Origin of the sequence: Chlamydia pecorum E58 (assembly GCF_000204135.1) — a bacterium.
Lineage (GTDB): Bacteria > Chlamydiota > Chlamydiia > Chlamydiales > Chlamydiaceae > Chlamydia > Chlamydia pecorum.
On the sequence record NC_015408.1, the window covers coordinates 71,423 to 97,129 of the forward strand.

A 25,707-nucleotide genomic window follows, 5' to 3' on the forward strand; every position below is an offset into this window, starting at 1 on the left:
TTAATGCTTAGAAAATCACGCGTACGCCAGCATTTACATCTACTGTGGACATATGCTCCCGCCACTCATAATTCACGCCAAAGTGGGTACTGAAATATGAACACCACTCTGTGTCATTATTAATCTGTGCTCTTAAAGCCTTGCGGAAAACATCAGCCCCTTCTCCCTTCCAGGAGAATTGCGCTTCAGGCAAAGATATCATTGTTTCTGGCTGCTTTCGGTACACATCAAGGACATATGCCACGCTAAATCCATTGACTTCCGAACGAGATCCTCGAGCATATCCCTGTTCTAAGGTAATGCCAAAAGGAATCGCAACATTTTCCAAACGGCTAGGCTGGAAAGTCCTTGCTTCATAACCAAATTCCTGAACCTCTGGAAGATCCACGCGGACATACTCTACCTCCACAAAGGGAACGTACGCAGACACGAATGCAGAAATCAACCTGCGTGGGTTAATAATGTAACGATAATCCACCTTCGCATCAGCTAAAAAGCCTTTAGAATTCCAGCTCGCTGATGAACAGCCCAAACTAGAGTAATTTGTTTTAAGCTCATTAGCAATGTGCCCATAAACAAATGTCCCCTTTAACAACCACGAGCCCGCAAGGATACTGATATACCCTGAGCCTATATAGCTTTTGTGATCGTTTCTAGCATCGTAGGAGTTACTACCTGTATACCCTAAACATTGAGAAAAACTTCCTCCAAGGAGAAAATCTTCTATCAACTGCGTATCCATTCCAATAATACTGCCTCCAACACGATGTGCAAACCCATCGATCTTAGTCTCACTAGAGCACTGGGAAAAGGTTCCAATTCCTGCTGCCCATATATTTGTGGAAAAATCTAACTCCATTCTCTGTATAGACATGTTATGGGAGAGCTGTTGCAACTTCACAGCACGGAGATCCTCACTTACTCCCCATAATGTGTTCAATACTAAAGATCCTTGTTTTTCAGGATTTAGGTTGTAACCCGTAGGCATCCAATCAACAACAAGCTTTCCTTCTTCAACTCTCGTTGAAGACCACATGCCCGTATGCCCATAGGTTTTTGCGCTCATCTCTGGTAATGTAATATCCACATCAATGTGAGACAAAAGCTCATCATTCACTGGAGTTGTCGAATCCTGTGAAATCTTGGAAAACTCTACTAAAGAAATGTTTCTGGAATGACTTAATAGCGAATGATTCTCATATCCCAGCCCTTCAACATCTACAACTTTAAGACGCAAATTTTTAAGCTGGTCTATCGAACCTTCGGGAAGTATTAACTTAGGGGGCAGAGCTTCACTGTTAATTTCTGAAGCAAAAGAAGAAATATCTATAGAAAGGTTAGACAAAACTATACTCTCGGAACTCGAAGCTGCTTCTGTAGTCTCTACAGAAGCTTTTGGAAATAATACTGCTGCCTCTACAAAGGGAGGAGTTTCTGGGTGCTCACGACCTTCTGATTTTTGCTCATTCTTTAGGAACTGCTCGCAAACTCTTAACACAGTTCCTGCTTCCATCAAAATATCACTTTTAGGTTCTTGCTTTAACCCTCCTAGCCATAACTGTGCTTGACACGTTAACGCAAGAGTTCCTCCCTGCAAAACCGCCACTTGGGGTATCTTCGACGTTTCTCTAGAAAAAAGTATTGTTCCGGTATGCTCTTTCCCTTCTTCTAGAGAATTCAACACGAGAGTAGGAGAGTTTGGGTTATTTCCAGAAGCACGACGAAGCGTCATATCCTCAAACGTTAACGCATCTCGGAAAATAATACTTTTTCCAGAAGATGCGGATAACTCCTGAATTCTTGAACTTGGCCCTGCGAAATAGATCGCTTCATAGTTCCCATCAAATGTAAGATTTCCATCAAAGGTAATGTCACCACCTAAAGCTCGCAGCACTACAGAACCCGAATCAGAGATTCTTACTGCCGCTCCAGTTGCAGAGCGATTGCTCAAGAACGACACAGCTCCTTGGTTCTCTGAAATCTTTAATTCCTTAGTATGAATCGCTCCTCCGCCAAACTGCTTTTCCGTAGCAGAAACTGCTACAGATGTGCTATTCCCACAAAAAACAACGTCTCCAGAGTTTCCTGTGATCGATAAAACTGCGCCTTCATCTTCAACCTGATCTCCAAATTTTCCTCCTGATGAAGACTCTAAAGACCCAACAAGAATAGCACCTCCAAATGCTCCAGCTCTATTCCCTGTAAATAATACAGTGTCTGCATTATCTTTGATCTCAACAAACTTTTTTGCAAGAATTGCTCCTCCTCCACTATAACGTCCGAAAAGATTTTCTTCGGGATTCTCAGACGCAGGATGACCAAAAACCACATTCTCTTTAAATTCTACACTGTCACGATTTCCAGAAATGATTACGCTCTCTTTAGCTGCAGAAATCGCTCCTCCTCCATAACGGGTTCTATTCTCTACAAACGAAACTTTCCCAAGATGATCTTGAATGTGTACCTCTCCACTTAAAGCACAGACTGCGCCGCCTAAAAAGCTGGAACCATTCGTATTGAATTCTAACTTAGCATTACCCTCCAGGCACACATCACGAGAGAGAATCGCCCCTCCACAATCCTTAGCTCCAGAAGTAAAGTTTTCTAAAAAGGCTACAGATTGATTCCCCCGAACCACTACCTTAGAAGTCCCGAGAATAGCACCTCCTCCTATAATGGCTAAGTCGTGATGCTGTGCTATAGAGTTCTCCGCTCCTCCTCCAGAATTATATCCAAAACCTATATGACCCTTATTGTTTTGGATATCTACACAACTTGAAAAGATTGCTCCGCCCCCACGGACATCCTCCTTCAAATTCTCTATACCCTCCTGGGATCCATGAGAAGCACAAAGAATAGATGCTGTTACAGTATCTATTTTTAGGTTTTCAGTATTAGTTTCGTCTGATTCTTTCTTCTCTTCATCTTTACTTTCTTCAGGAGAAGGAATGGGAGCATTTGCAAGACCTTGTCCACGATTTCTAATAAAACTTATAGTTCCAGAATTCTCCAAAATTCGTGTGTTTTCCGTAGAGAAAATCGCTCCTCCTCCTACATAGCGACCAATTGCAGAAACGCTTCCTCCCTGATTTTCAGAAAAGGAAATGTCCCCTAAATTCGAAGAAATTGAGATATCCTTTCCCCATAATGCGCCTCCTCCAGCATAGTCTTCTCCTGAGTTCATCACTCGAATTTTAGATGCGCTAAGGTTCTTGGTAAAACACACACTTCCTAAATTATCTGTAATGTCAATATGACCCAACATTCCAGAATCCAAAGAGCCGCAGAGAATCGCTCCCCCTGCATATTGAGCAGAGTTTCCTTCAAATTGGATATTTCCTAAATTTCCCTGCACTTGAACATGTTGCTTTGCTAAAATTGCTCCTCCAGCTCTCTCAGCAAAGTTTTTCTTAAAGACAACATCTCCTGTAGTTTCATTTAGCAAAGTACTCTCCGAAAGAATCGCTCCTCCAGAAGCTTTGGAGACATTTTCTATACATTGGACTCCTCGGTTCCCAGATAATAAAACCGATCCACGAGAAGCTAAGGCTCCTCCTCCAGAGAATTCCAATCCTGCTGAAGCTTCGGATGACGAGATATTTTTACGTAACTCCACCACTCCAAGATTTTGGAAGAGCACCTGTCCTTGAGCAAAAATTGCGCCTCCATCTTCTAAAGATTCACAATTAGACAAGTTTACGCCCCCAGTAAGGTTCTTAAAAATGAGGTCTTCATCAGAATACAAGGCAGAACCAGATTTAGACGCAGAGATGTTTTCAAAGCTCATACGTGAAGACTCTTCAGAACCATAAAACATCAATCCCCTATAAGGGAGTCCTATAAGAGGCTTGATTTCCAATTGAGGATCTTTTCGAAAAAGAAATCCCAATCCTTGAGTTTGTGGAACAGCTTTTCCCTCTTCAGAAGATTCCTTGGGGGCAAAAAGGTCCTCCCAAGAAAGAGGCAGACCTACAGAATATAGCGTACTTTCATGAACGATACGCTGCAACTGCAATAAAGAAGAAAGATCAAGACCTTTTCCAGAAACTCCTTCTAAAAGTTCTACAGAGCATAAAAGAGCGGCATCTATGGTATTCTCATCAGCAAACACACATGCAGTCCGTATATGACTGATCATTCCTCCTGCTGCGAACACTACCATAGCTACAGAACGAGAAAATAATGAGGTTCTTTGATATCCTCTAGCCCTTTTTACTCTCATGGTCAATCAACCCCTAGCAATGCTTATAACTTCTTTTTTTTTGCAAGATATGTATCACTATCAACAAGATCCCGTCAATAAAGAAAGAAAAGATTTACTATACTAAAGGAGTTACACAAGACTAGACAAAATTTGACTGCACACGCGTGCTTGAGCCAGATCAATAGATCCTAAAATACAATGAAACAAAGATGAAGTGCTTGCTTTCCCATGACACTTAATCACAAGTTTGGAAAGCCCACATACCATGGATCCAGGATAAATTATATCCCCTAGTTGATCCTTTATCATGGTTTCTATTTTATTTCCTGAAAGATGACGCAAAAAATCAAATACGCCCTCTGCAGTTTTGAGAAAGACGTTTCCTGTAAATCCATCTGTAACGACAACGTCTACAACGCCGTTAAAGATATCCCCACTTTCGATATTCCCTACAAAAGCATCCTGAAATACCTCCCTAAGCATACGAAAGGTCTGGCGATGCGATTCTGTTCCCTTACGCTCTTCTGAGCCAATATTTAACAACCCCACTTTAGGCTGTTCAATTTTACCTAAACATTGCCGATAGGCAATCCCCATACGAGCAAAATCTATCATCTCCTCGGGTTTTACATGAATATTCGCCCCCACATCTAAAATAGCAGCTTTTCCCCGCATCGTAGGGACATGAACAAGTAGTGCAGGACGTGTTACTTTTGGGAACGCGGGAATTTTTGCTCTGGATAGGGTAATCAGAGCTCCTGTATTTCCAGAGGATATGAAAGCATCCAACTGTCCTTCAGATAGACAATCTAACCCTAATGCCATGGAAGATGATTTTTTGCGAATCGCCGTTAAAGGAGAATCCTCCATAGCAATAACGCTTTCTGAGACGATAATTTCAGGATAGCCATCTGATAACGTCCCATCCTTTAAAATCTCCTCATGCACCTCTGAAGAAGCAAATGCAATGAAAGTAAATGTCGGAGATACCTTACAAGAATTTAGTACATCAACCAAGACTTCCCAAATTACAAGAGGAGAATGGTCTCCTCCCATAAGATCTACGCCAATTCGCACTTTCATAAAACACAAAGTAATTATTTTTTCTCTATAGAGAGAACCGATCTCCCATCATAAAACCCACAGGAAGAGCATATCGTATGAGGTAAAACCGCGTGTTTACAATTGCTACATATCGCTGCATGACGAGGTTTTTTAGCGAGATGACTTCTTCGAATATTTTTTCTTGCATTACTATGTCGATTACGTGGTACTGCCATGATTCTTTACCTTACCTTATAAAAGCTTAAAGGGGTTCTCTCCCTCTATTTTTTTTCTATCTTCTAAAAATTGTACGATATTTTTTCTTTCTGGGCATCCCTCTTTAACACATTCTTGAAAGCCATTACTTTCTAAAAGGAGCTCCTGCCGAATCAACGGCCCACAATCAAACACCCCTGATTGCACTTCTTCGAGATGTATCAAATGATAAAGCTCTGTCAACTGCACCGCATGAGAAAATTCTTGATTACATACGGGACAGGTTAACCCTAATAAAGTTTTCAAATTCAATAAAAGGACCCACTGATTACCATCTAAACGTTCTAAGCTACCCTGAACATCTATTTCATGATAAAAAAGCTTCTCTTCTCCAGCTTCACGAATCTCTCTGGGATCTAAAACATAACAAATTTTTTCTTGAATTCCTGGAGACTTCAAACGACGAACATATAATTTTAAGTTGTCAGAATACTTCATGGAAAAGCTTTTCTCAAAAACCCAAAAGCGTTAGGTTAGAAGGAAAACAGCTTACCAAAGTTAAAGATTTATAGAAAACAAAGACATATTTAAATAGAAAAACAATATTAAAATATTGATCTTTTAATTTTTCTTTTTAAAAATCAACTAGCTATTTCTGTAGAATTTTTTTACCTAATTTCTATAGAATCCTTCTCATAACTTACTTAAGCATAAGTAAATCAACTCCCACTTCTTCTTAAGAACCACCCCCTTTAGAAAGAAAAGGACCTAGGAATGGTAGGACAGACATAAGGAAGGCCATGGAAAATGATATTTTACTTAACATAGAATCCAAAGAAATCCGCTACGCTCACTTAAAAAATGGTCAACTTTTTGACTTGATTATTGAAAGAAAAAAAATCCGCCAATTAAAAGGAAATATTTATAGAGGGCGTGTAACGAATATTTTAAAAAATATTCAATCTGCATTTATCAACATTGATGAAAGAGAAAACGGCTTCATCCACATTTCTGATATTTTAGAAAACTCAAAAAAATTCGAGCAGATGTTCGATGCCGATCCTGAAACCCTTGCACAAGAACAACAGGAAGAAGCCCCCATTGAAGAGTTATTAAAGTTGGATAGTCCTGTGCTAGTACAGGTAGTTAAAGAGCCCATTGGGAATAAAGGAGCTCGGCTGACTTCTAATATTTCTATTCCTGGACGTTACTTGGTGCTGTTGCCAAACTCCCCTCATCGTGGAGTCTCAAGAAAAATTGAAGATTTGCAAATGCGGGAACATCTTAAGCAATTGATACGTTCTTTTGAAATGCCTCAAAATATGGGGTTAATTTGTCGTACTGCCAGTACGACAGCTTCTACAGAAGCTCTTATTAATGAAGCCCATGATCTCCTTCTTACTTGGAAAAATATTTTAGAGAAATATCACTCCACAGATGACTCCTGTCTCCTTTATGAAGAAACTGATATTCTCAAGAAGGCTGTGATTACCTGCATAGACCAGAATTACAAGCGTTTACTTATTGATGATTATGCTACCTACCAAAAATGCAAGCGTATGTTAAAAAAATATGCTCCAGAATCCACTGTAAAAATTGAGTACTACAGAGATTCTATTCCTATGTTTGAACGGTTTAATATCGAAAAAGAGATCGATAAGGCGACGAAAAGAAAAATCTGGCTCTCTAGTGGGGGCTACTTATTCTTTGATAAAACAGAAGCCATGCACACAATAGACGTGAACTCTGGAAGGAGTACACAATTAGAAAGTGGTGTTGAAGAAACTTTAGTACAAATTAATCTTGAGGCTACTGAAGAAATCGCAAGGCAACTTCGTCTTCGTAATGTTGGTGGTTTAGTTATTATTGATTTTATTGATATGAAATCTCGAAAAAATCAACGCCGGGTTTTAGAGAGACTTAAAGAACATATGAAATACGACGGAGCCCGTTGTACAATTTTAAGCATGAGCGAATTTGGTTTAGTAGAGATGACGAGGCAAAGAAATCGAGAATCTTTAATGCAAACTCTATTTACAACCTGCCCATACTGTAATGGAAGTGCATCGATTAAAACTCCAGAAAGTGTCGTTATTGAAATTGAGAGAAGTTTAAAAAAGGCAATTAACCATCGGGAACATCTCAATCTTTGTTTAGTGGTGCACCCAGAAATTGCGAGTTATATGAAGCTAGAGGGAGATGATAAGGAACTCATTACCTCAGCAAAGCAGCTAAAAGCGAAATTGCAAATTACCACTTCAGACTCTCTACATTTAAATCACTACCAGTTCTTTTCATTGATCACAGGGGAAAGTATAGATTTATAGGATAGTCATGAACTTTTCTACTTATCTACAGCAAACCTTTGAAAGCCAATGTCTTCCGGAACCTCTTTATCAAAAATTTTCCATCTTTCATCATAACTACGTTGAAGCAGCACTAAAAAAAAGCTCCTTAGAAACTGCAGAAGCTCTCTGTCTCCAGTGGCTTAAAGTTGTCATAGAGGATCTAAAAAATCCGTTTATTTTCCCTCCTTATCATAGAAAAATCCGCTCTCCTGTAGATCTTTTTCATTTTGGTATAGAATTTTTCTCCTTACTCATAGATGACGAAAACTCTCGTGTTTTAAATATCGATCAGCTCAATGTCATTCAGGAGTACATTTCTCGTGGAGATAATGTAATTTTGTTAGCGAATCATCAAACGGAATGTGACCCTCAGCTGATGTATTATGCTTTAAGAAAAAAACATCCCAAATTGATTGAAAACATGATTTTTGTTGCTGGGGATCGCGTAACTTCTGATCCCTTAGCGCGGCCCTTTAGCATGGGCTGTGATTTGCTGTGTATTTATTCTAAGCGCCATATTGCCTCCCCTCCAGAGCAACGAGAGGAAAAGCTCCACCACAACCAAAAAAGCATGCGAACACTAAGAACGCTATTGCATGAAGGAGGGAAGTTTATTTATGTCGCTCCAGCAGGAGGACGCGATAGGAAAAATTCCCTTGGGGAATTATCTCCCTCAGAATTTCAGCCAGAGAGTATAGAAATGTTTCGTCTTCTGGCTAGATCTTCAGAAAAACCCACGCATTTTTATCCTTTTGCATTAAAAACTTACGATATTCTTCCTCCCCCTCCGACTATTGAAAGTTCCATAGGGGAGTATCGGGCAATTTTTTTCGCTCCCATATTTTTTAATTTTGGAGAAGAGATCTTTTTAGATCAGTTGTGCTGTAAAAAAGAGCTAGAATCTTTAGATAAGTTTGCTCAAAGAACCTTAAGAACTAACAGAATATTTTCCATAGTAAAGAAGTTGTATGAGAACTTGTAGAATGAAATGGTTAAAAGTTCGCATGTCCCTGCTATGTCTCTCTTTGCTAGTAACGTCATGCAACAAGCACTCACAAGTTATTAAAGACAAATGTCCTTTAAAAGTATTAACTTCAGCAATCGCACACCGACAAGTTGCTAAAGTTATCTGTCGTAATGGTTTACCACTACTAATTATTTCTGCGCCCCATCTTCCTACCTCTGGAGCGGCCTTACTAGTAAAAACAGGAAATAATGCTGATCCTGAAGAATTCCCCGGGATGGCGCACTTTACAGAACATAGCGTCTTCTTGGGGAATAAAAAGTACCCTAGTGTGAATGGCTTTTCAAATTTCCTAAGTAGCCATAACGGCACATACAATGCCTTCACTTCATCAGCAACAACAACCTACATCTTTTCTGTAGAGCGCTCTGCATTTAAACAGGCTATAGATCAATTTGTACACCTGTTTATCCCTCCTCTATTTCGTCAGGAAGATCTCGATAGAGAAAAACATGCTGTGCATCAGGAGTTCTCTAGTCATCCTCTTTCTGATAGCAGGCGCGTACATCGTATCCAACAACTTATCTCTCCAGAGGGGCATCCTATGCACCGCTTTGGCTGTGGCAACGCCTCTACTTTAGCTCCTGTAACTCAGGAGGCCATGACCTCGTGGTTTAAAAAGCACTATTCCCCAGAAAATATGTGTGCTATTGTCTACACACCAGAACCTATTTCTAAAGCGATCAAGTCTCTATCTAAGCTCTTCTCTCAGATTCCGGTTTCTAAACAATACCAAAAGCAAGAGGACTTCCTTCCCTCTGAAGATACATCTTCTTTGTGTCATCTCTATATTAACAAAGCTGTGCAATCCACATCATGTTTAGAAGTGTATTGGCATCTATACCATCCTCTGTCAAAAATTTCCCAAGGGTGTTATGCGGCTCTTGCACAGATGCTTAAACATGAAGGAGAATATAGCCTAGCATCGAAATTAAAAGAGGAGCAACTCATTACAAAAATCGACGTGGATATAGGGAAAAGTTCTTTTAATACTAAGGACTTTTTTATCTGCTATGAACTGACACAGAAAGGTGAGCAGAACTATGCTCAAGTACTTCAGTATACCTTCCAATACCTTCAAAAGATTCAAAAACAGGGCATCCCTAGCTATTGTGTGCAAGAGCTATCTACTATGAATACCTTAGAATATAGCTACGCATCAAAAAGCGAGCTATTCGATCTCCTTACCAAACAAGTTATGGAGCTTGCTGATGAAGACCTTGCTACCTATCCCTACCATACCCTAGTGTATCCTCAACATACTCCTGAGGAAGAATCCTCTTTGTTACAAGTTCTTGCAGATCCAAAACAAGCTCGTTATGTGATCTCTGCTAAGGATCCCTCCACTTGGGAAGGCCTCCAGGAGCATTATGATGACATCTTTGACATGACTTACTACGTAAAATCTCTCAAAGAAGAGGTCGCACAGTGCAAGGACCTAGCGTTAGAGTCTACGATGGAATTCCCCAAGCCCAACGTTTTCATTCCCAAGGATATAGAGACTCCTCCATTAACAACTTCTGATAAAACACGTTTCCCCTTTACTCCTACTCTTAAACATAAGGATGAGAAACTCACCGTATATTACTGCGAAGATCACTATTTTGCTTCTCCGAAAATCTCTTCTCAGCTACGTATTCGCACGCCTCAAATCTCACGTAAGGACCCACAATCTTTAGTAAATGCGGAGCTTTATTGCCTTGCTTTAAATGAAAATCTCCTTGAGCTATATTATCCTGCAACGCTAGCAGGCCTTTCCTTTGCGTCGTACTTAGGGGGAGAGGGTATTGATATCAAAATTTCAGGGTACACTGCGACAGCTCCAAAGCTTTTAAATTCTATCCTTGGCTCTTTACCTGCATTTTCTATTAGCGAATCTAAATTTGTGATATACAAACAAAAGCTCTTAGAGAGTTATGAAAAGTCCTTACGGGCCTGTCCTTTACGTGCGGGCCTGGATGAGCTCTTTTCTCAAACCATTGAGAACGTATATTCTCATAGGGAAAAACTTTCTCTTCTTCAAAAACTCACATTCGAGCAGTTCCAGGTCTTCTCTTCGCAACTGCTAAATCAAGTACATGTTGAAGCAATGTTGCTAGGGAATCTCTCAGACAAGCAACAGGAAGATTTTATTACAAAAATCCAAGAGTTTACTTCCCATATCTCAGCATACTCTGCTCAACCTTTTTACTATCAATTGCAGAAAAACACGCCTGCTTCTATTGAGTATACCTATCCCCTGACGACAAATGGTATGCTACTCTGGCTACAAAACCCGCAGACTCCTTCTATTCAAAGCCTGGTTGCTACGGAGATATTATTTGATTGGCTACACCACATTACTTTTGAAGAACTGCGTACGCAACAACAGTTAGGTTATATGGTTGGAGCCCGTTATCGAGAACTTGCATCACAACCTTTTGGGTTCTTTTATATTCGCTCGAATGCGTATTCTCCTGAAGCACTAATTTCGAAAACTCAGGAGTTTATCAGCAATGTCGCTAAGTGCCCTGAAAAATTTGAAATGTCTTCCAAGTACTTCAACAGCATGAAAGAGGCCTATATTAGCAGGCTCCGAGAACCTGAGTACTCTTTAGAAACAGCAAATTCCATACTATTTTCCTTAGCTTTTGAGTTTCCCTCGGAACAACTCTCTATCCCTAATGAAAAGATTGCTGCGGCCAAAGCATTAAGCTATGAAGAGTTCCTGTCCTATAGTCAGATCTTTCTCGCTGAAGAGCTTGGGAAGAGGATCCCCGTATATATTCAAGGAGCTCCTGCTACCTAAAGAAGCAAAAGAGAAATGTAGGGACATCTTTAAGGATCCAAAACACACTTAGGGAGATCAATGAAGGGCCTAAAGCCGCTAAAAATAATTTTCCCTGGGAGATAGAAGAATTCTGAAAAGCAGGTCTTATAATAAGGTAGCCAATGATGTTAGGCATGTTTGCAAGGAGGGTAAGGCCTCCAGCAGACATGCTTCCGATAATGACCAAGTAAAGATAGCAATCTGTAGCTACGGAGAGGTTATGGACGAGGTAATTTACCAAGGCGTTATCTAGGAATATTGATAGTGTATATGAGGTCATCATATAGCCGAAGTCTGACATCCCATGCATAAGCTCCAGCACCCACCATTCCTGAAGGTCTCCAAAAATGACCATGCCTACATAAAACAATCCTACTAAGCAAGCCTTAGAAAAGTTCGGTGGGGTTTGGTAGAAAATTGTGAATCTTTGAAAACCAATATAGAATAACAGGATCGCCATCATAAATAGAGTTGCGAACCTCGCATGAATCGCTAGTGCGATTAATATAATATGTATTCCTATGATCCACCAGGGGACTCGCTCTCCTTTTATATCTCCTTGATTAGAAAGCTTGGGAAAAGAACAGAACTCCTTACGAAATACCAGATAGCATAGTGTTGTAGAGATCAAAATCGTAATGACAGCTTTCCATGCGAAGTATTTAAAGACAAACCCAGAGCCCCATTTAAGTGAGGGTAAAATAGCCAAGAGTGCCCGAGAGGATATAGAGCTCGATAATCCCCCAATAGAAATATTAGAAAATAATAACCCCAAAGTTGCATATGCCAGACGTTGTGAAGGAGAAAAGATGAAAAAATGTCTTACAAGAAGTGTAGCTCCTATGATCATGGCTCCTCCTTCCTTAAGGAGGAAAGAAAGCAAGGGAGTAGCAATCATGAGTGTCCACCACCATGACGTTGGGGAGGTATTTCCGACCTTCGCTATAAAAGAGAGGAATCTCTCTGAAAAGTGCACGATAGGCCGAGACTCCAATAGCAGAAACATAATAATAATAAACATTGCAGAGTTATAGTTTCTGCTATTGAAATAGGACATTGTTACTTTGTACCCTTCAGTATGGAGAAACCATAAAAATAAAGGCACTGCCCAAAATATAAATACGATTTCGATTCTACCGAGGCACTTGTACAGTTCAGAAAATATCTGATATTGCCTACAGAATCTTGGAAAAGTCACTTTTTTATTTTCATATTTCTGAGCAAGAGAACGCAACCGTGGCGTTAGAAACATATGGATTATGGAGCATACAAAAATTATTGTGGCTCCTAATTTCAAAGATGAGGAATACGGAGCTAAAATCATAAAAGGACCTTTAAAGCAACTTTCCCCTAACTAACAAAGAAATAAATCAACCTTTTAAAAAAAAGAAAGCCTCAAAAGTTTGCCAAGGAATCGCCTCCCTTTTTACCTTCTTAAAACGCCCTGACACTTTTAGAAAAGCATTTGTAAAAAAAAATTTATTTCTATAAGTAAGAGAAGGAAGACGAGGGTTGAAAATATGTCACATAGAATCATGCTTCCTATAGAAAGTGCCGCATGTACGCCTACAGAAAAGATTCAACAAGTTTTCAAAAGAATCATTGCCTCTGAAACCCTTGAGCAGGATCAAAACGCTAAGAAATATTCTTGTGGTATTTGCCTTGCTGAAGAGACTCTTTCTATTGAGGCAAATAAGGTTATGGCTGTTGCTGAGGGTTCTTTAGCTTCCCATGCTAGCTAACAAGCTGCTTTAATACCACTGCGTAAGTTTTTTATTCAGCTTCCTTGCAGGGATCCCTCGGGTATGTTCTATAAGTTTAGAGGTTTCTTGTTCCCTATGAGGTGTTGCATTATATCGGACGAACAGGGTGCCTCCAGAGCCACTCATAAGAACATGTCCTCCATAGGGCTTCCATAATTTTTGTAACTGCAATTTTTTCTCTAAGAGATCTTTGCGGAACCGAAATACCGCCTTCTCCAAATCATTTTCTTTGCAGTTATTGAAACTATGTTCCGTACTAAAGTCTGAAGGGACAAGAGATTTATACGCATCTTCAGTAGTTACGCCTTCTGAAGAAAAATACAATACATAGCTTTCATTCTCCGCAATACCTTCACAAGAAGCTACCCTCTCTCCCCGTCCATATCCTAGAGCTGTGCCAGAAGAAAAGAAAAAGGGAACATCACTACCTATCTCCGCTGCAAGATCTTGCAATGTTTTTAAAGGTAGCTGCGCCTGAAAATAAAAATTTAATGCATATAGAGCTGTAGCAGCGTTGCTGCTTCCTCCCCCGAGACCAGCCTTTAAAGGAATCCTTTTCTTTAAGTTCCACTTGACAGGCTGCAGGATTCCGGTTTCTCGTCTGAATAGCTCTAAGCTCTTCCAAATGAAATTCTCTGACGACTCAAGACTTAAAATATTGCATGAGAGACAATCCTTAGGACTACTTTCTAAAGTAAGAATATCACCAAAATCTATACTCTGCATCAGAGTACACAACTCATGAAACCCATCAGGACGTTTATGCAAAACCTTTAAAAAAAGATTTACTTTCGCTGGAGAGAAAAACGCCCTAATGTGGTTCACCTGATTTAGCTTAAAACATCGCAAAAGCCTAAGGCTATTAGCTATTCTATACCTTCAGCGCTTTCCGAAGCTCCAGACTCTTCTAAAACAACAACGTATTCGCTATCAGAAGCGACATGTACTATAAGAGTCGCAGAAACACCTTCCTTTAATTTTAAGGGGATGTTCTTTCTTCCAAGGCTTTTAATTGCAAAATGCGCAGGGAAACTCTTTCTAGAAAGAGAAATATTTTTTTCTTCTGCAGCCGCAATGATGTCTGCAATAGTTACAGAACCGTACATATTATTGTCTGGGTCAACACGAACTTGGAATTCCAAGACAATATCTTTAAGCATTTCTGCAAGCTTTTCAGACTCGGCTTTGTCTTCAGCAGCTTGAATCATGCGCTGTTCTTTAAGTTTGGCTTGTAAACGCAATGTTCTTGTTCCAGCAATAACTGCTTTTTGTTGGGGGAGAAGAAAATTACGAACATAACCAGGACGAGCAGTAACTACATCTCCACTACGGCCTAATCCTTCAATGTCTTCAAGTAAAAGTAACTGTTGTTTCATTCTCTTTGTTCCTTTGCCTACATTAATCTTCCCCGACGAAAGGCAATAGTCCTAAAAGACGAGCCCTTTTGATTGCTTGAGCAAGAATTCCTTGAAAACGAGAAGAAACTCCTGTGATTCTTCTAGGCAAAATTTTTCCTCGTTCCGTGATAAACTTTTTTAAAGTTTCTACGTCTTTATAATCGATCGTTTTCCAACCTGCGGAAACAAAAGGACATTTCTTATTGAAACGTTTCCTTCTTTGTTCATTAGCATGAACAGGTCTATTCATAGTTTTCTCCTTAACAAGTTACTCAGGTAAAGAAGCGAATTCTAAAACTTCTTTTACAGAATCAGCTTTAAATATCATGAAACGAAGGAGATCTTCGTTGAGATGATATTCTCTCCACAACTCTGCTATAGCTTCAGGCACAACAGTAAAATAAATAAAATAGTAATAACCTTCTCTAGCGCCACGAATGGTATACGCTAATTTCTTACGTCCTTGATCATGAATTTTATTAATTTCACCATCATAGTTTGTGATCCCTGAAATAACCTTATCTAAAGCCTTACGTCGAGCTTCTTCACTAAGAGTTACGCTAAATACATAGGCTCCTTCATAAAGTTGCTTTGTCTTTTTTCCCATTAAACACTCCTAAACACAGACAAGTAGAGTAGTTTATTCTCCTGAGATATCTCAGTCCACTAAAATTATTCTCTAAAAATACTTATGCTGACTCAGCCCCTACACACCATTGCTGAAACAAAGTGCCTGCTTGAGCAAAACAAGCAGGCAATTGCTCTTTCTCTTCGCAAGAAAAATCTCCTAGAACAAAGTCTGATAAGCCTACAGCTCTATTATCAGGCCTGCCAACCCCCAACCGCAATTGCCAGAAGAGATTTGAGCCTAGACTAGCAACAATGCTTTTAATTCCCTTATGTCCTCCACTTCCTGCTTGATAACGCAATCGGACATCTCCAAAGTCACGGTTTACGTCATCAGCAAGAACTAAAATATGCTCCGGACTTAAACTAAAAAATTTTTTAGCAGCCAAGACAGCCTTGCCACTAAGATTCACATAAGTCTCTGGTTTAATAAATACCAAGCTCTCAGAAGTAGAAGGGGAATCTACTTTCGTCATTAAGGAAACGCACTTAGAAAAAGGCTTAAATGCCGGGCCTCCCAACTCTCTGACCAACCATTCCGCCAATAAAAATCCTACGTTATGACGAGAAAAGTTATAGGCCTTCCCAGGATTCCCTATAGCAACAACAAGCCTAACCATCATAAGGTTATCTTCTAGATACGGTTACGGCAACTTCTCTAAGAGATGATATCGGCTTAATTCCTTCAGGAATCACAATATCAGATAATTTTCGAGTTTGAGAAAGCCCTAGAGACTGGACATCCAGCTCTAAAAAAGGAACGATATCTTTAGGAAGACAAACCACCCGAATCGCACGGATCACTTGCCTTAAGGATCCCCCAAGTTTTACTCCAATGCAATCTACGGTATTAACACAGCGCACTGGGATACTCAATTTTACTGGGCGGTTTTCTACAAGCTCTTCGAAATCCAAGTGACTCACTTCATAAGTGGTCACCTGATACTGGATATCTTTCACTAAAGCTTTAATTACACGGCCTTCATATTCTAGAAAGAAAACCGTAGAAGATAGTGCACCGCTTTCCAAACTAGAAAGAAATTTTTTAAAAACAAGCGCATCTACAGTGATGTTTGCAATACTTTTCCCAGAAGAATAGACCACTGCAGGAATACCCCCTGTCTGACGGATTTTCTTAAGAAATGATTTTTTACCAGTCTCCCGACGTGTAACTACGAGCTCCATAGTTTATTTTCTCCATAAATTTGAGCTAAAAGAGCCTTCTGCTCCGCATGAACCCTAAGTTTACGTTAAAACTTAGAAGAAATCAAAGATCGTGCCTTGTGTCTCTTCAAAGACATCTGAAAGTTTTAGACGCGAAATTATAGCTCTATCCAGGAAAAAGTCAATATTTTCCCAGAAAATCCCTTACCTCCTGACACTCTAAAAAACAAACTGCAGACTTCAGATTAAAATTAGAAACTGAGAGGTGAAAGAAAGACCCTGGGGTGGAAGGATTCGAACCTCCGATGCGCGGTACCAAAAACCGCTGCCTTACCGCTTGGCCACACCCCAATAATAAAAAAGAACAAGATCCCAGTTTATCGAAACCGGTGTTTTTGAAAATAAGAAAATCTCAAAAATAGCGCTTTTTTTTTTAATCTTGAGCTTTTACGTCTTCACTTGATATGGGGGATTTAGATTTATCAGGAGAATCTTTATGAGAATCCTTCATACTGCTGTCGAATTTGCTCCTATAACCAAAGCTGGAGGATTAGGAGATATGGTCTCCAGTCTCTCCTTAGCTCTAGCTAAATATCATGAAGTTGAAGTTCTTATTCCAGACTACCCTTTAATCTTTGGGGATCTTAATCTTCCTATTCTCTCCAAACGCTCTTTTTTCTATACTTTTCTTGGAAAACAACATGCCTCCACAGTTACTTACAAATATGAAAATCTAGCCCTCTCTGTGATCAGGTTAGACTCACAGATCGAACTATTCTCTACTCCTAAGATTTACTCACATGACGATACCATGCGCTTCACAGCACTTTCTGCTGCCTGTGCTGCCTATATTCATGACATCCCCCCTGTAGATATTGTACACTTCCATGACTGGCATCTCGGTCTTCTCCCCGGGCTTTTGAAACATCCCGACAGTCCCTATTATCCTAAAATTGTTTTTACCATTCATAATTTCTGCTATCGAGGCTATTGCTCTACTAAACTGCTTTCTGAAACCAAAATCGATAATTTTCATTTGAGCAATTATCAACTCTTCCGCGATCCCCAAACCTCGGTTATGATGAAAGGTGGGCTCTACTGCTCAGATGCAATTACGACAGTATCACCAACATATGCTCAAGAAATGATGAATGAGTATTCTGACCCAGAAATCCACGATGCTCTATCTACAAGAAGCTCCGTCTTTTTCGGCATTCTTAATGGCATAGATGACCGCACCTGGAATCCAGAAACGGATCCTCACCTCTCTGAAAATTACGATAAAAGCTTACTTAGAGAGCCTGACCTTCTATTTATGAAAAAGGAGAAAAATAAAGCAGCCTTATATGAAAGGTTAGGGCTGGAGCTTAACTATTCCCCTTTAATGTGTATTATTTCTCGGATTGTTGAACAAAAAGGTCCTGAGTTTATGAAAGAAGCCATTCTCCATGCTATGGAAAATGCGTATGCTCTCATTATCATTGGCACCTGTTATAATGAAGAAATTTTCAAGCAATTTTCTAATTTACAAGAATCTCTAGCAACATCCTGCAACATTAGAATTGTTTTAGATTACAACCCTTCTCTTGCATGTCTTACCTACGCTGCTTCCGATATGATCTGCATCCCTTCGTATACAGAGCCTTGCGGGTTAACCCAGCTTATTGCCATGCGCTATGGCACCGTTCCCTTAGTACGCAAGACTGGAGGCCTGGCAGACACAGTATTCCCCGGAGTAAATGGATTTACATTTACCCAAACGGATAACTTCAATGAATTTCGTGCGATGCTAAGTGAAGCACTTACAACCTACCGCTATGAACCAGACACATGGTTAAATTTAATAGAAGAGGGAATGTTGCGTCTTTCTGGGCTCGACCTTATGGCAAAGCATTATAAAGAGCTTTATCTCTCCTTACTTTCTTGATCTAAGCCACTGGAAGATTTTGGCCTTTGCAACAAAAAATTTTTATTTATCCAAAAATATTCTACTCCAGAGCCTACAGAATAGATCGCGACAATTGAGACAACAATAGAGGCGAATAACTCCAATCCATTATCAGAAAGAGCCCCTAAAGAGTGAGGAATCATAGCAAAGATAATAAGGAAAAAACTTATCGCTTGTAATATAGCTTTTATTTTCCCGCTTGTTCTTGCAGCCACCACTACACCACGAAACGCACATACTGTGCGTAACGTACTAATTACAGAGTCTCGTGCGAGAAAAATAAATACTAAAATCAGGGGAAGGTTCACTGGAGGTTGGGTGAAAGTAAGATATAGGGACGTCCTATAAATTCCATCCGCCATGGGGTCTAATAGCTTTCCTAAATCTGTAACCTGTGAAAACTTTCTTGCAACGTATCCATCTACAGCGTCTGTAAGCTCAGAAACAATGAGCAAAGACAAAAGAACATAAGGAAGCACCACTTGAGAAATCCCAAACCACAGCCCTTTTAAGTATAAAATCATAAAAATTGGTGATATAAACAGCCGGGAAACAGTCAAATAATTAGGCAGTCCCACCCTTTGCCCCTACGGTCACAAATTATTCTAATAGAGTCTTCCAAGATCCCTAATGATAACGTTAAATGGAATAATATTACATCGCAAGTATGGAATTTCTTTAGACTAAAAATTAAGAGCTCTCTTACCCATTAAAGACTTTTCCCCTACCTTTCTCTAAGTATTGTTTGTTTTTCTTCCCATATGATATTGTCGTGTTTCCAATAGTGAAGTTTCCCTTAAAATTAAAGCTACTTTCGCTATGTCTAATAAACAAACCTATTTGGATTCGGAGTCAATAACATGTCATCTTGTCCTCTAACTTTACAATCTATGATTGCTACAATCCTGCAATTTTGGAGTGAACAAGGATGTGTTATACACCAAGGTTATGATCTTGAAGTCGGAGCCGGGACATTTAACCCCGCGACATTTCTTCGTGCACTAGGACCCGAGCCTTATAAAACAGCCTATGTTGAGCCTTCACGACGTCCCCAAGATGGTCGCTACGGAATACACCCAAATCGCTTGCAAAACTATCACCAACTCCAAGTGATCCTCAAGCCCGTCCCAGAGAATTTTTTAACTCTATATACAGAATCCCTGCGTGCTATTGGCCTAGATCTTTGTGAACATGACATCCGTTTTGTCCATGATGACTGGGAAAATCCCACTATTGGTGCTTGGGGTTTAGGTTGGGAAGTATGGTTAAACGGCATGGAAATTACCCAACTTACCTACTTTCAAGCCATTGGCAGCAAACCTCTAAATACAATTAGTGGTGAGGTAACTTATGGGATTGAGAGAGTTGCGATGTACCTGCAAAAGAAAGACTCAGTCTATGATATTTTATGGAATGACGAGCTTACCTATGGGCAGATTGTCAAGGAGTCAGAGAAAGCTTGGAGCCAGTATAATTTTGACACAGCAAATGTGCAGATGTGGCTTAAGCACTTCGAAGATTTTTCAGAAGAAGCTTTTGCAACCTTAGAGAAGGGTCTTCCTATTCCTGCGTATGACTTTGTGATCAAAGCATCCCATGCATTTAATATTCTCGATGCTCGTGGGGTGATTTCCGTTACAGAACGCACGCGTTATATTTCTCGCATCCGGCAATTAGCACGCGCTGTTGCTGATCGCTATGTTGAATGGAGAGCCTCGTTAAACTATCCTCTCCTTAAGCCTTATTCAGCTCCAGCTTTAGAAAAAAGCTCTTCTTCTTTACCAAAACTCTCTTCCCCGGAAGATTTCTTGTTGGAGATTGGCTCTGAGGAACTTCCTGCGAAGTTTGTCCCCATAGGGATTCAACAGTTAGAGTCTTTAATAACTAAGCTTTTAGAAAGTTATCGCATTCCATATGAAAAACTCGAGGTATTTGGCTCTCCACGGAGACTTGCAGTACTGATTCATAAGCTAACTCCTATAACTACACAGAAAGCCTCAGAAAAAAAAGGCCCACCTATAGCCTCCTTATTTACAGAAAGTGGTGAAGTTTCCTCTCAAGGGCAACAATTTTTTTCTGCACAACATGTGGTCCTCTCTCATCGCGAAGAGCTCTCACAGCACACACAATTTGCTATCCGTGTGATTAACCAGGTAGAGTACTTATTTTTCCTAACTCCTGAGACCTCGATAGAAACTGCAAAGATTCTCACAGAAGAGCTTCCCAAGCTAATTCATACTATGAAATTCCCTAAAAAGATGATTTGGGATATGAGCGGAGTAGAATATGCTCGCCCCATCCGCTGGTTAGTAGCACTTTATGGTAATGATATTCTTCCTTTAACTATAGGAAGCATTTCTGCCTCTAGAAACACTCAGGGCCATCGGCAACTTGATCCTAGGACTCTTTCTATTTCTTCTCCTAAGGACTATCTTGATACACTTAGAAGCGCTTGTGTTATTGTTTCCCAAAAAGAACGCCAAGAAATTATAGAACATGGTCTTCGAGCTCATAGTTCTCCCACGATTACTCCCATAATGGATTCCCAGCTGATCGAAGAAACTGTTTTCCTTACGGAGCATCCTTTTGTTACCTGCGGGAAATTCTCTTCTACCTTCTGTTCAGTCCCTAAGGAGCTTCTTGTTGCAGAGATGATCCAACACCAACGCTATTTCCCTACGCAAGACACTACAGGAGCAATCACTAACTCCTTTGTTTTTGTCACAGATAATTCTCCTAACGACGTCATTATAGAAGGAAATGAAAAAGCACTAACGCCTAGACTTACAGATGGGGCGTTTCTATTTAATCAAGATTTACAGACTCCATTGGAAACATTTGTGGATAAGCTGAATTCTGTGACGTATTTTGACGCCTTAGGCTCGTTGTACGATAAAATAGAACGTTTAAAAGCTCATAAGGAGATACTCTTCCCCCTATTACCCTTAGGAGACTCCGAAGACTTAAATATCGCCATACGTTATTGTAAAATTGACTTAGTTTCTTCTGTAGTCTTCGAATTCCCCGAGCTGCAGGGAATTATGGGAGAGTATTACCTGAAACATGCGCAACTTCCAGTTACTGCAGCGAAGGCTGTCAGAGAACATTTACGCCACATAACTCTAGGCCAAACGATCTCTCCTACGGGAACATTACTTTCCCTTTTAGATCGATTTGACAACATCATCTCATGCTTTATTCTTAACCTTAAACCGACCTCTTCTCATGATCCCTATGCTTTGCGGCGCCAATCCCTAGAGATTATAACCTTGCTATCTTCTTTAGAGTTTTCTATAGATTTATCTGCCCTATTTAACAAATTGATTGAGAACTTCCCTAAAGAACTTCCTATAGGCCTTTGGGACAAACGAGCAATTATAGAGCAGATCATTTCCTTTATTGGAGGTAGGCTAAGGACGTTCTTGACTTCCTTAGGTTTTAGTAAAGACATTATCGCGACAGTATTTTTAGAGTCTTCGCTACATAATCCTATTGCCATTATTCATGCTGCAACAGCCATACAACAATTCAAACAAGACCAGCCAGAAGCTTTAAGAAACATCATAGAAACTCATAATCGCCTAAAAAAAATCCTCGCTTCCTTACAACTGAACACGATCGCTATAACCCATATCATAGGAGAACAACCTGACGAGATTTTTAAAAGTATCTTAAATCAATTTCCAGAGCTTCCTAAAAATCCCTTGCCTAAAGAGCTCTTTGCATATTTGCTCTCTCTTGATCAGCTCTCTGTAGCTATTCAGAACTTCTTAAATGAGGTGCATGTAGCCTGTGATGACGAAACTTTAAGGAGCTTTAGGATTTCCTTACTTGTACAGGCCCTTGAGAAATTTTCAGGGTACCAATGGGAAGCTTTGCACGTGTAGTCAAAGCTTCCTAAAAGGATTCTTTGTTTATTATACTATAATGTATATCTCTAACAGACGGCTTTCTAAAGCTGCATTGTTATGATAAGAATATTCTCATAAGCATGTGCCACAAAAATTTTAAAAGAAAAAACTGTGCTAAGAACCCTTTAGGTTTCCTTAAGGAAACCTAAGAGATAGAGAAGAAATTATCAAGAATCCTCTAAAGAAAGAATATCCACAACGCTTGCTTCACCATTCTCCAGAAGTTCTATACTAACTAAACACGAAGGAGGAAAGGCTACTTCAGGAAAAAGGCTTTTAAAATCTTTAATGTTTTTCACAACTTCACTGAGTGACTCATTATTTTCTGGAATCATCACCACAATAGTCGCCACATCTTTGAAGAAATTATATAGAGAGCTTGCTACCTCGTACCAATACACGACCCTCTCTTGATCATCCCCTTCGCTTAGAAATACGAAGATCAACTCTTTCCCTAAACATTTGGCTTCTTCCAAGCCCTCCTGATACTTATGATAAAACTGAGTTGCTTTTACTGAAGCATCCTTCTCTATTAAAGAGACTGAAGACACCTCATTCGCTTGAGACATACTGGGAAAGATCAATAGCAATGCAAAAAAGATACACCTTATAGCACGCATAATAAAAACTCCTTAACCTCTATAAAAACCGGTAAAGGATAACCTAAGATAATCTTTAAAAGATACTTTCGTTTTTATATTTCTCAAAAAACGAATGATAAAGTTAAAGCTGGTATAAAAAGTTTTATTTATAGAACTAGAAAGGTGTGAGAACCATTAAGACAAAAAAATTCTACTACCTTTGATAATCTAGAGACCTAAGAGACGATTGTTCTTACAGCCTTCTCTTAAGAAGATCTGAGAGACGATATTTAAATAATATCGTTGCGAGCAAGGAGATACTCCAATTCCAGCCATTGTTGAGCCTGCCACCCATGCACTAAAGAAGGAGCTCCGAAACCGTACCCTAGAGCCTCAATAACAGTGTGTGTTTTTTCAGATAGAGCCAGCGTTTTTAAAGCTGAAACTCCCATAACTTCGGAGACTAAAAATCCATGGGAGCGGGAAGGAGAACTTAACATGCTTCCACAGCATAGTGCCAAAACTACTAAAGTCGCAAAAAACTTTAAAAACCTCATAAAAGCTATCCTTAAAAACTAAAATCAAGAAGTATTTTATAATAATTTTATTAATTATTCAATTCTTGAGAAAATTAATAAGAATTTTAATAAAAGTTAAGTTATTGCAAAGAGGTTTCAGAGTCAGGATAGAGGAGATCTATTTTTTCTTTATCTTTACAAATCTGCACATAATTCTCCAAAACAGAAAGTTTTTCTCCTGAAGCTAAGGCCATAGATTTCACCGAAGAAAGGTTTTTGTCTCTCCACAATCTATCTGATAGTTTCCTTAGAGCGTTTAGGAAGATTGTACTAAGAATCTCTGTATTTATACGCCGCTTCGTTAATAAGTCGATAATCTTAGGATCTGAAAGTTCTGCAAGAGCTTCTTCTAAGGAGGCATTTTTCTTCTGTGTCTCATAATATGAGATTAGAAAAGCAAAGAGTCTCTTACATTCTGGATGCTTGAAATCACTAGGGGAAAAGTAATACTGTGCTGTATAGGGGATATAAAGATCCTCGGCTTTACAAAATAACATACACCGCAAAACATCTGTCTCTATGATCACATCAGAGTGAATTCTTGGGATTATTTGTGTTTTTGAAGAAGATGGTGGTGCTGAAGGGGAAAAGGTCCCAGCCTTCACCTGAGGTTGCGCTAAAGCAAAGACCATATCTTCTGGAATGGTCATCAAAGAGGCCAGTTGCTTCAGATGCTCATAGACAAGAACAGGGTTCCCCCAGCGCTTAATCTGTCTTACGATCTCTTCTACAACTAAAGCTTTTTCCTGGGGAGAGAAGTTCGGATAGGCTTTAATTTTCTCCCCAATTAAAAACGCAAGATAATTTTCACTCTTCTCTAATAATTCAATCAAAGCAGAGTGTCCCCGAAGCATAAGAAAAGTATCAGGATCTTCCCCATCAGGAAGCCTAGCAACGGAAACTGCCATACCTGCAACCTGACAGAGATCACCTACACGCAGGGCAGCTTTGTTTCCTGCTGCATCGTTATCAAACAGTAGAAAAACTTTTAAAATCCCGAGTTTCTCTAGTTCTTTTACATGATCTTCAGTAAATGCCGTTCCCTGTACAGCTAAAGTGCAGTTAAATCCTGAATCAATCATCTGCAAACAATCTGCTTGCCCCTCTACTAGAATGACGCGTTTTTCCTTAGTAATTCTCCGCCGAGAACAGTGTAGCCCATAAAGAATCCGGGATTTTTTAAATAGTAGGGTTTCGGGAGTATTTACATACTTGCTTCCCTGCATGCCTTCTAAAAATTTCCTAGAGGAAAACCCTAAGGTATGCCCTAAAGCATCGTGTATGGGGAAAATAATTCTACGAGAAAATAAAAACCAGTTGCCTCCAAAAAAACCTGATTCTTGCAGTTGTTTTTGTGTGATGTGTTTATCTTGCATTCCCTGAAGAAACACCTGCTGCTCAGGAGCATAGCCTAAATGAAAACGATCGATCACATCTGGTGAGATCCCACGTTGATATAAATACCGTAATGCCTGTAGGCCTTCAGGAAGATGAAACAAACAGTAACGAAAAAATTTTTCTACTTCATAATTAATCCTTCGTAATTCTTCCTTTGCTCCTGAAGAACTGGAAACTCTTGCTTCCTTAGAAGCAACTTCAAGCTCTACATGGAATCTCTTTGCTAAAACCAATACAGCTTCAGTAAATGAATAGCCCAAGTATTGCATCAAAAAACTGATGGCATCACCATGGGCTCCGCAACCAAAGCAATGGTAATAAGCCCCCGTAGGGTTAACAATAAACGAAGGAGTTTTTTCTGTATGAAAGGGACAACATGCTTTGTAAGTTGCTCCGCTACGCTTTAGGTGGACATGCTCAGAAAGAACATCAACAATATCTATAGCATGCCTGAGATTCTCTAAGCTTTGCTCTGTATACATAAATCTCTCTTGTGCATTTTGGTTATGCCATACTCCGAGTTTTTAAAGGAAGGAAACGCCACTTTGGTATTTTAGAAAGAGAATCCCTAGAAATCCCTAGTCACCGCTTGATCCAGAAGAACAAATATTGTAAGCTTTCAGAGATAATCAGTACAACTTCTGCAAGCACTCAAAGGCCTATTTCACGCCTAATAAATTTTTAAACGCTAGAGA

21 protein-coding genes and 1 tRNA gene are annotated in these 25,707 nt (G+C 39.7%); 6 read left to right on the forward strand and 16 right to left on the reverse strand.

Going from position 1 to position 25,707, the window contains the following annotated elements; translation table 11 throughout:
- Positions 1-7: 7 nt before the first annotated feature.
- The 4 genes from G5S_RS00325 to G5S_RS00335 all read right to left on the reverse strand — a co-directional run bounded on the left by G5S_RS00325 (position 8) and on the right by G5S_RS00335 (position 5,962).
- Positions 8-4,222: an autotransporter domain-containing protein gene (locus tag G5S_RS00325; protein ID WP_049770592.1), complete on the reverse strand. Its 4,215-nt coding sequence runs from the start codon at positions 4,220-4,222 to the stop codon at positions 8-10.
- Between the two features lie 111 nt (positions 4,223-4,333).
- Entirely contained in the window at positions 4,334-5,287 is a 954-nt protein-coding gene (gene plsX / locus G5S_RS00330) for a phosphate acyltransferase PlsX (protein ID WP_013712183.1), read from the reverse strand.
- A 14-nt stretch (positions 5,288-5,301) separates the two neighbouring features.
- Entirely contained in the window at positions 5,302-5,484 is a 183-nt protein-coding gene (rpmF, locus tag G5S_RS04950; RefSeq protein ID WP_080556994.1) for a 50S ribosomal protein L32, read from the reverse strand.
- A gap of 16 nt (positions 5,485-5,500) precedes the next feature.
- Positions 5,501-5,962, reverse strand: a complete 462-nt coding sequence (locus tag G5S_RS00335) for a hypothetical protein (RefSeq protein WP_013712184.1) — start codon at positions 5,960-5,962, stop codon at positions 5,501-5,503.
- 302 nt (positions 5,963-6,264) lie between these two features.
- On the opposite strand from G5S_RS00335, the gene G5S_RS00340 reads away from it, so the two are divergent.
- The 3 genes from G5S_RS00340 to G5S_RS00350 are packed head-to-tail and all read left to right on the forward strand — an operon-like array spanning position 6,265 to position 11,624.
- A complete protein-coding gene (locus tag G5S_RS00340; protein ID WP_013712185.1) occupies positions 6,265-7,791 on the forward strand; it encodes an Rne/Rng family ribonuclease in 1,527 nt (508 codons plus the stop codon).
- 7 nt (positions 7,792-7,798) lie between these two features.
- Positions 7,799-8,794, forward strand: a complete 996-nt coding sequence (locus G5S_RS00345; RefSeq protein ID WP_013712186.1) for a 1-acyl-sn-glycerol-3-phosphate acyltransferase — start codon at positions 7,799-7,801, stop codon at positions 8,792-8,794.
- 1 nt (position 8,795) lies between these two features.
- A complete protein-coding gene (locus tag G5S_RS00350; protein WP_041466990.1) occupies positions 8,796-11,624 on the forward strand; it encodes an insulinase family protein in 2,829 nt (942 codons plus the stop codon).
- On the opposite strand, the gene G5S_RS00355 is transcribed toward G5S_RS00350, so the two are convergent.
- Positions 11,617-12,969 (reverse strand): putative Na+/H+ antiporter, encoded by a 1,353-nt coding sequence (locus tag G5S_RS00355; protein WP_013712188.1) that lies wholly within the window; start codon positions 12,967-12,969, stop codon positions 11,617-11,619. The two genes, G5S_RS00350 and G5S_RS00355, sit on opposite strands and share 8 nt — an antisense overlap.
- A gap of 196 nt (positions 12,970-13,165) precedes the next feature.
- Here G5S_RS00355 and rbp7 point away from each other — a divergent pair, with 196 nt between their 5' ends.
- Positions 13,166-13,387 carry a reticulate body protein Rbp-7 gene (gene rbp7 / locus G5S_RS00360; protein ID WP_021756852.1) on the forward strand — a complete coding sequence of 74 codons (222 nt, stop codon included), beginning with the start codon at positions 13,166-13,168 and terminating at the stop codon, positions 13,385-13,387.
- Between the two features lie 9 nt (positions 13,388-13,396).
- On the opposite strand, the gene ispE is transcribed toward rbp7, so the two are convergent.
- The 7 genes from ispE to G5S_RS00395 form a co-directional block, all read right to left on the reverse strand.
- Positions 13,397-14,176: a 4-(cytidine 5'-diphospho)-2-C-methyl-D-erythritol kinase gene (gene ispE / locus G5S_RS00365; RefSeq protein WP_157858684.1), complete on the reverse strand. Its 780-nt coding sequence runs from the start codon at positions 14,174-14,176 to the stop codon at positions 13,397-13,399.
- A 98-nt stretch (positions 14,177-14,274) separates the two neighbouring features.
- Positions 14,275-14,784 (reverse strand): 50S ribosomal protein L9, encoded by a 510-nt coding sequence (gene rplI / locus G5S_RS00370; RefSeq protein WP_013712192.1) that lies wholly within the window; start codon positions 14,782-14,784, stop codon positions 14,275-14,277.
- Positions 14,785-14,806: 22 nt separating this feature from the next.
- Positions 14,807-15,055 carry a 30S ribosomal protein S18 gene (rpsR, locus tag G5S_RS00375; protein WP_013712193.1) on the reverse strand — a complete coding sequence of 83 codons (249 nt, stop codon included), beginning with the start codon at positions 15,053-15,055 and terminating at the stop codon, positions 14,807-14,809.
- Between the two features lie 18 nt (positions 15,056-15,073).
- A complete protein-coding gene (rpsF, locus tag G5S_RS00380) occupies positions 15,074-15,412 on the reverse strand; it encodes a 30S ribosomal protein S6 (RefSeq protein ID WP_013712194.1) in 339 nt (112 codons plus the stop codon).
- 82 nt (positions 15,413-15,494) lie between these two features.
- Positions 15,495-16,052, reverse strand: a complete 558-nt coding sequence (pth, locus tag G5S_RS00385; RefSeq protein WP_021756854.1) for an aminoacyl-tRNA hydrolase — start codon at positions 16,050-16,052, stop codon at positions 15,495-15,497.
- Positions 16,053-16,059: 7 nt separating this feature from the next.
- Positions 16,060-16,617 carry a 50S ribosomal protein L25 gene (locus G5S_RS00390; RefSeq protein WP_013712196.1) on the reverse strand — a complete coding sequence of 186 codons (558 nt, stop codon included), beginning with the start codon at positions 16,615-16,617 and terminating at the stop codon, positions 16,060-16,062.
- A gap of 258 nt (positions 16,618-16,875) precedes the next feature.
- A tRNA-Gln gene (locus G5S_RS00395) sits at positions 16,876-16,947 on the reverse strand.
- A gap of 145 nt (positions 16,948-17,092) precedes the next feature.
- On the opposite strand from G5S_RS00395, the gene glgA reads away from it, so the two are divergent.
- On the forward strand, positions 17,093-18,523 hold the full coding sequence (glgA, locus tag G5S_RS00400) for a glycogen synthase GlgA (RefSeq protein ID WP_013712197.1): 1,431 nt from the start codon (positions 17,093-17,095) through the stop codon (positions 18,521-18,523).
- On the opposite strand, the gene pgsA is transcribed toward glgA, so the two are convergent.
- Positions 18,502-19,122, reverse strand: coding sequence for a CDP-diacylglycerol--glycerol-3-phosphate 3-phosphatidyltransferase (pgsA, locus tag G5S_RS00405; protein ID WP_013712198.1), 621 nt, complete (start codon positions 19,120-19,122; stop codon positions 18,502-18,504). The two genes, glgA and pgsA, sit on opposite strands and share 22 nt — an antisense overlap.
- 282 nt (positions 19,123-19,404) lie before the next feature.
- Between pgsA and G5S_RS00410 the strand changes: the two genes are divergently transcribed.
- Positions 19,405-22,431: a glycine--tRNA ligase gene (locus G5S_RS00410; protein ID WP_013712199.1), complete on the forward strand. Its 3,027-nt coding sequence runs from the start codon at positions 19,405-19,407 to the stop codon at positions 22,429-22,431.
- A gap of 191 nt (positions 22,432-22,622) precedes the next feature.
- On the opposite strand, the gene G5S_RS00415 is transcribed toward G5S_RS00410, so the two are convergent.
- The 3 genes from G5S_RS00415 to dnaG all read right to left on the reverse strand — a co-directional run bounded on the left by G5S_RS00415 (position 22,623) and on the right by dnaG (position 25,494).
- Complete coding sequence (locus G5S_RS00415; RefSeq protein WP_013712200.1) at positions 22,623-23,075, reverse strand: CT795 family Sec-dependent secreted effector; 453 nt, start codon at positions 23,073-23,075, stop codon at positions 22,623-22,625.
- 251 nt (positions 23,076-23,326) lie between these two features.
- Positions 23,327-23,593: a hypothetical protein gene (locus G5S_RS00420; protein WP_013712201.1), complete on the reverse strand. Its 267-nt coding sequence runs from the start codon at positions 23,591-23,593 to the stop codon at positions 23,327-23,329.
- A gap of 101 nt (positions 23,594-23,694) precedes the next feature.
- Entirely contained in the window at positions 23,695-25,494 is a 1,800-nt protein-coding gene (dnaG, locus tag G5S_RS00425; RefSeq protein WP_013712202.1) for a DNA primase, read from the reverse strand.
- Between the last annotated feature and the right edge of the window lie 213 nt (positions 25,495-25,707).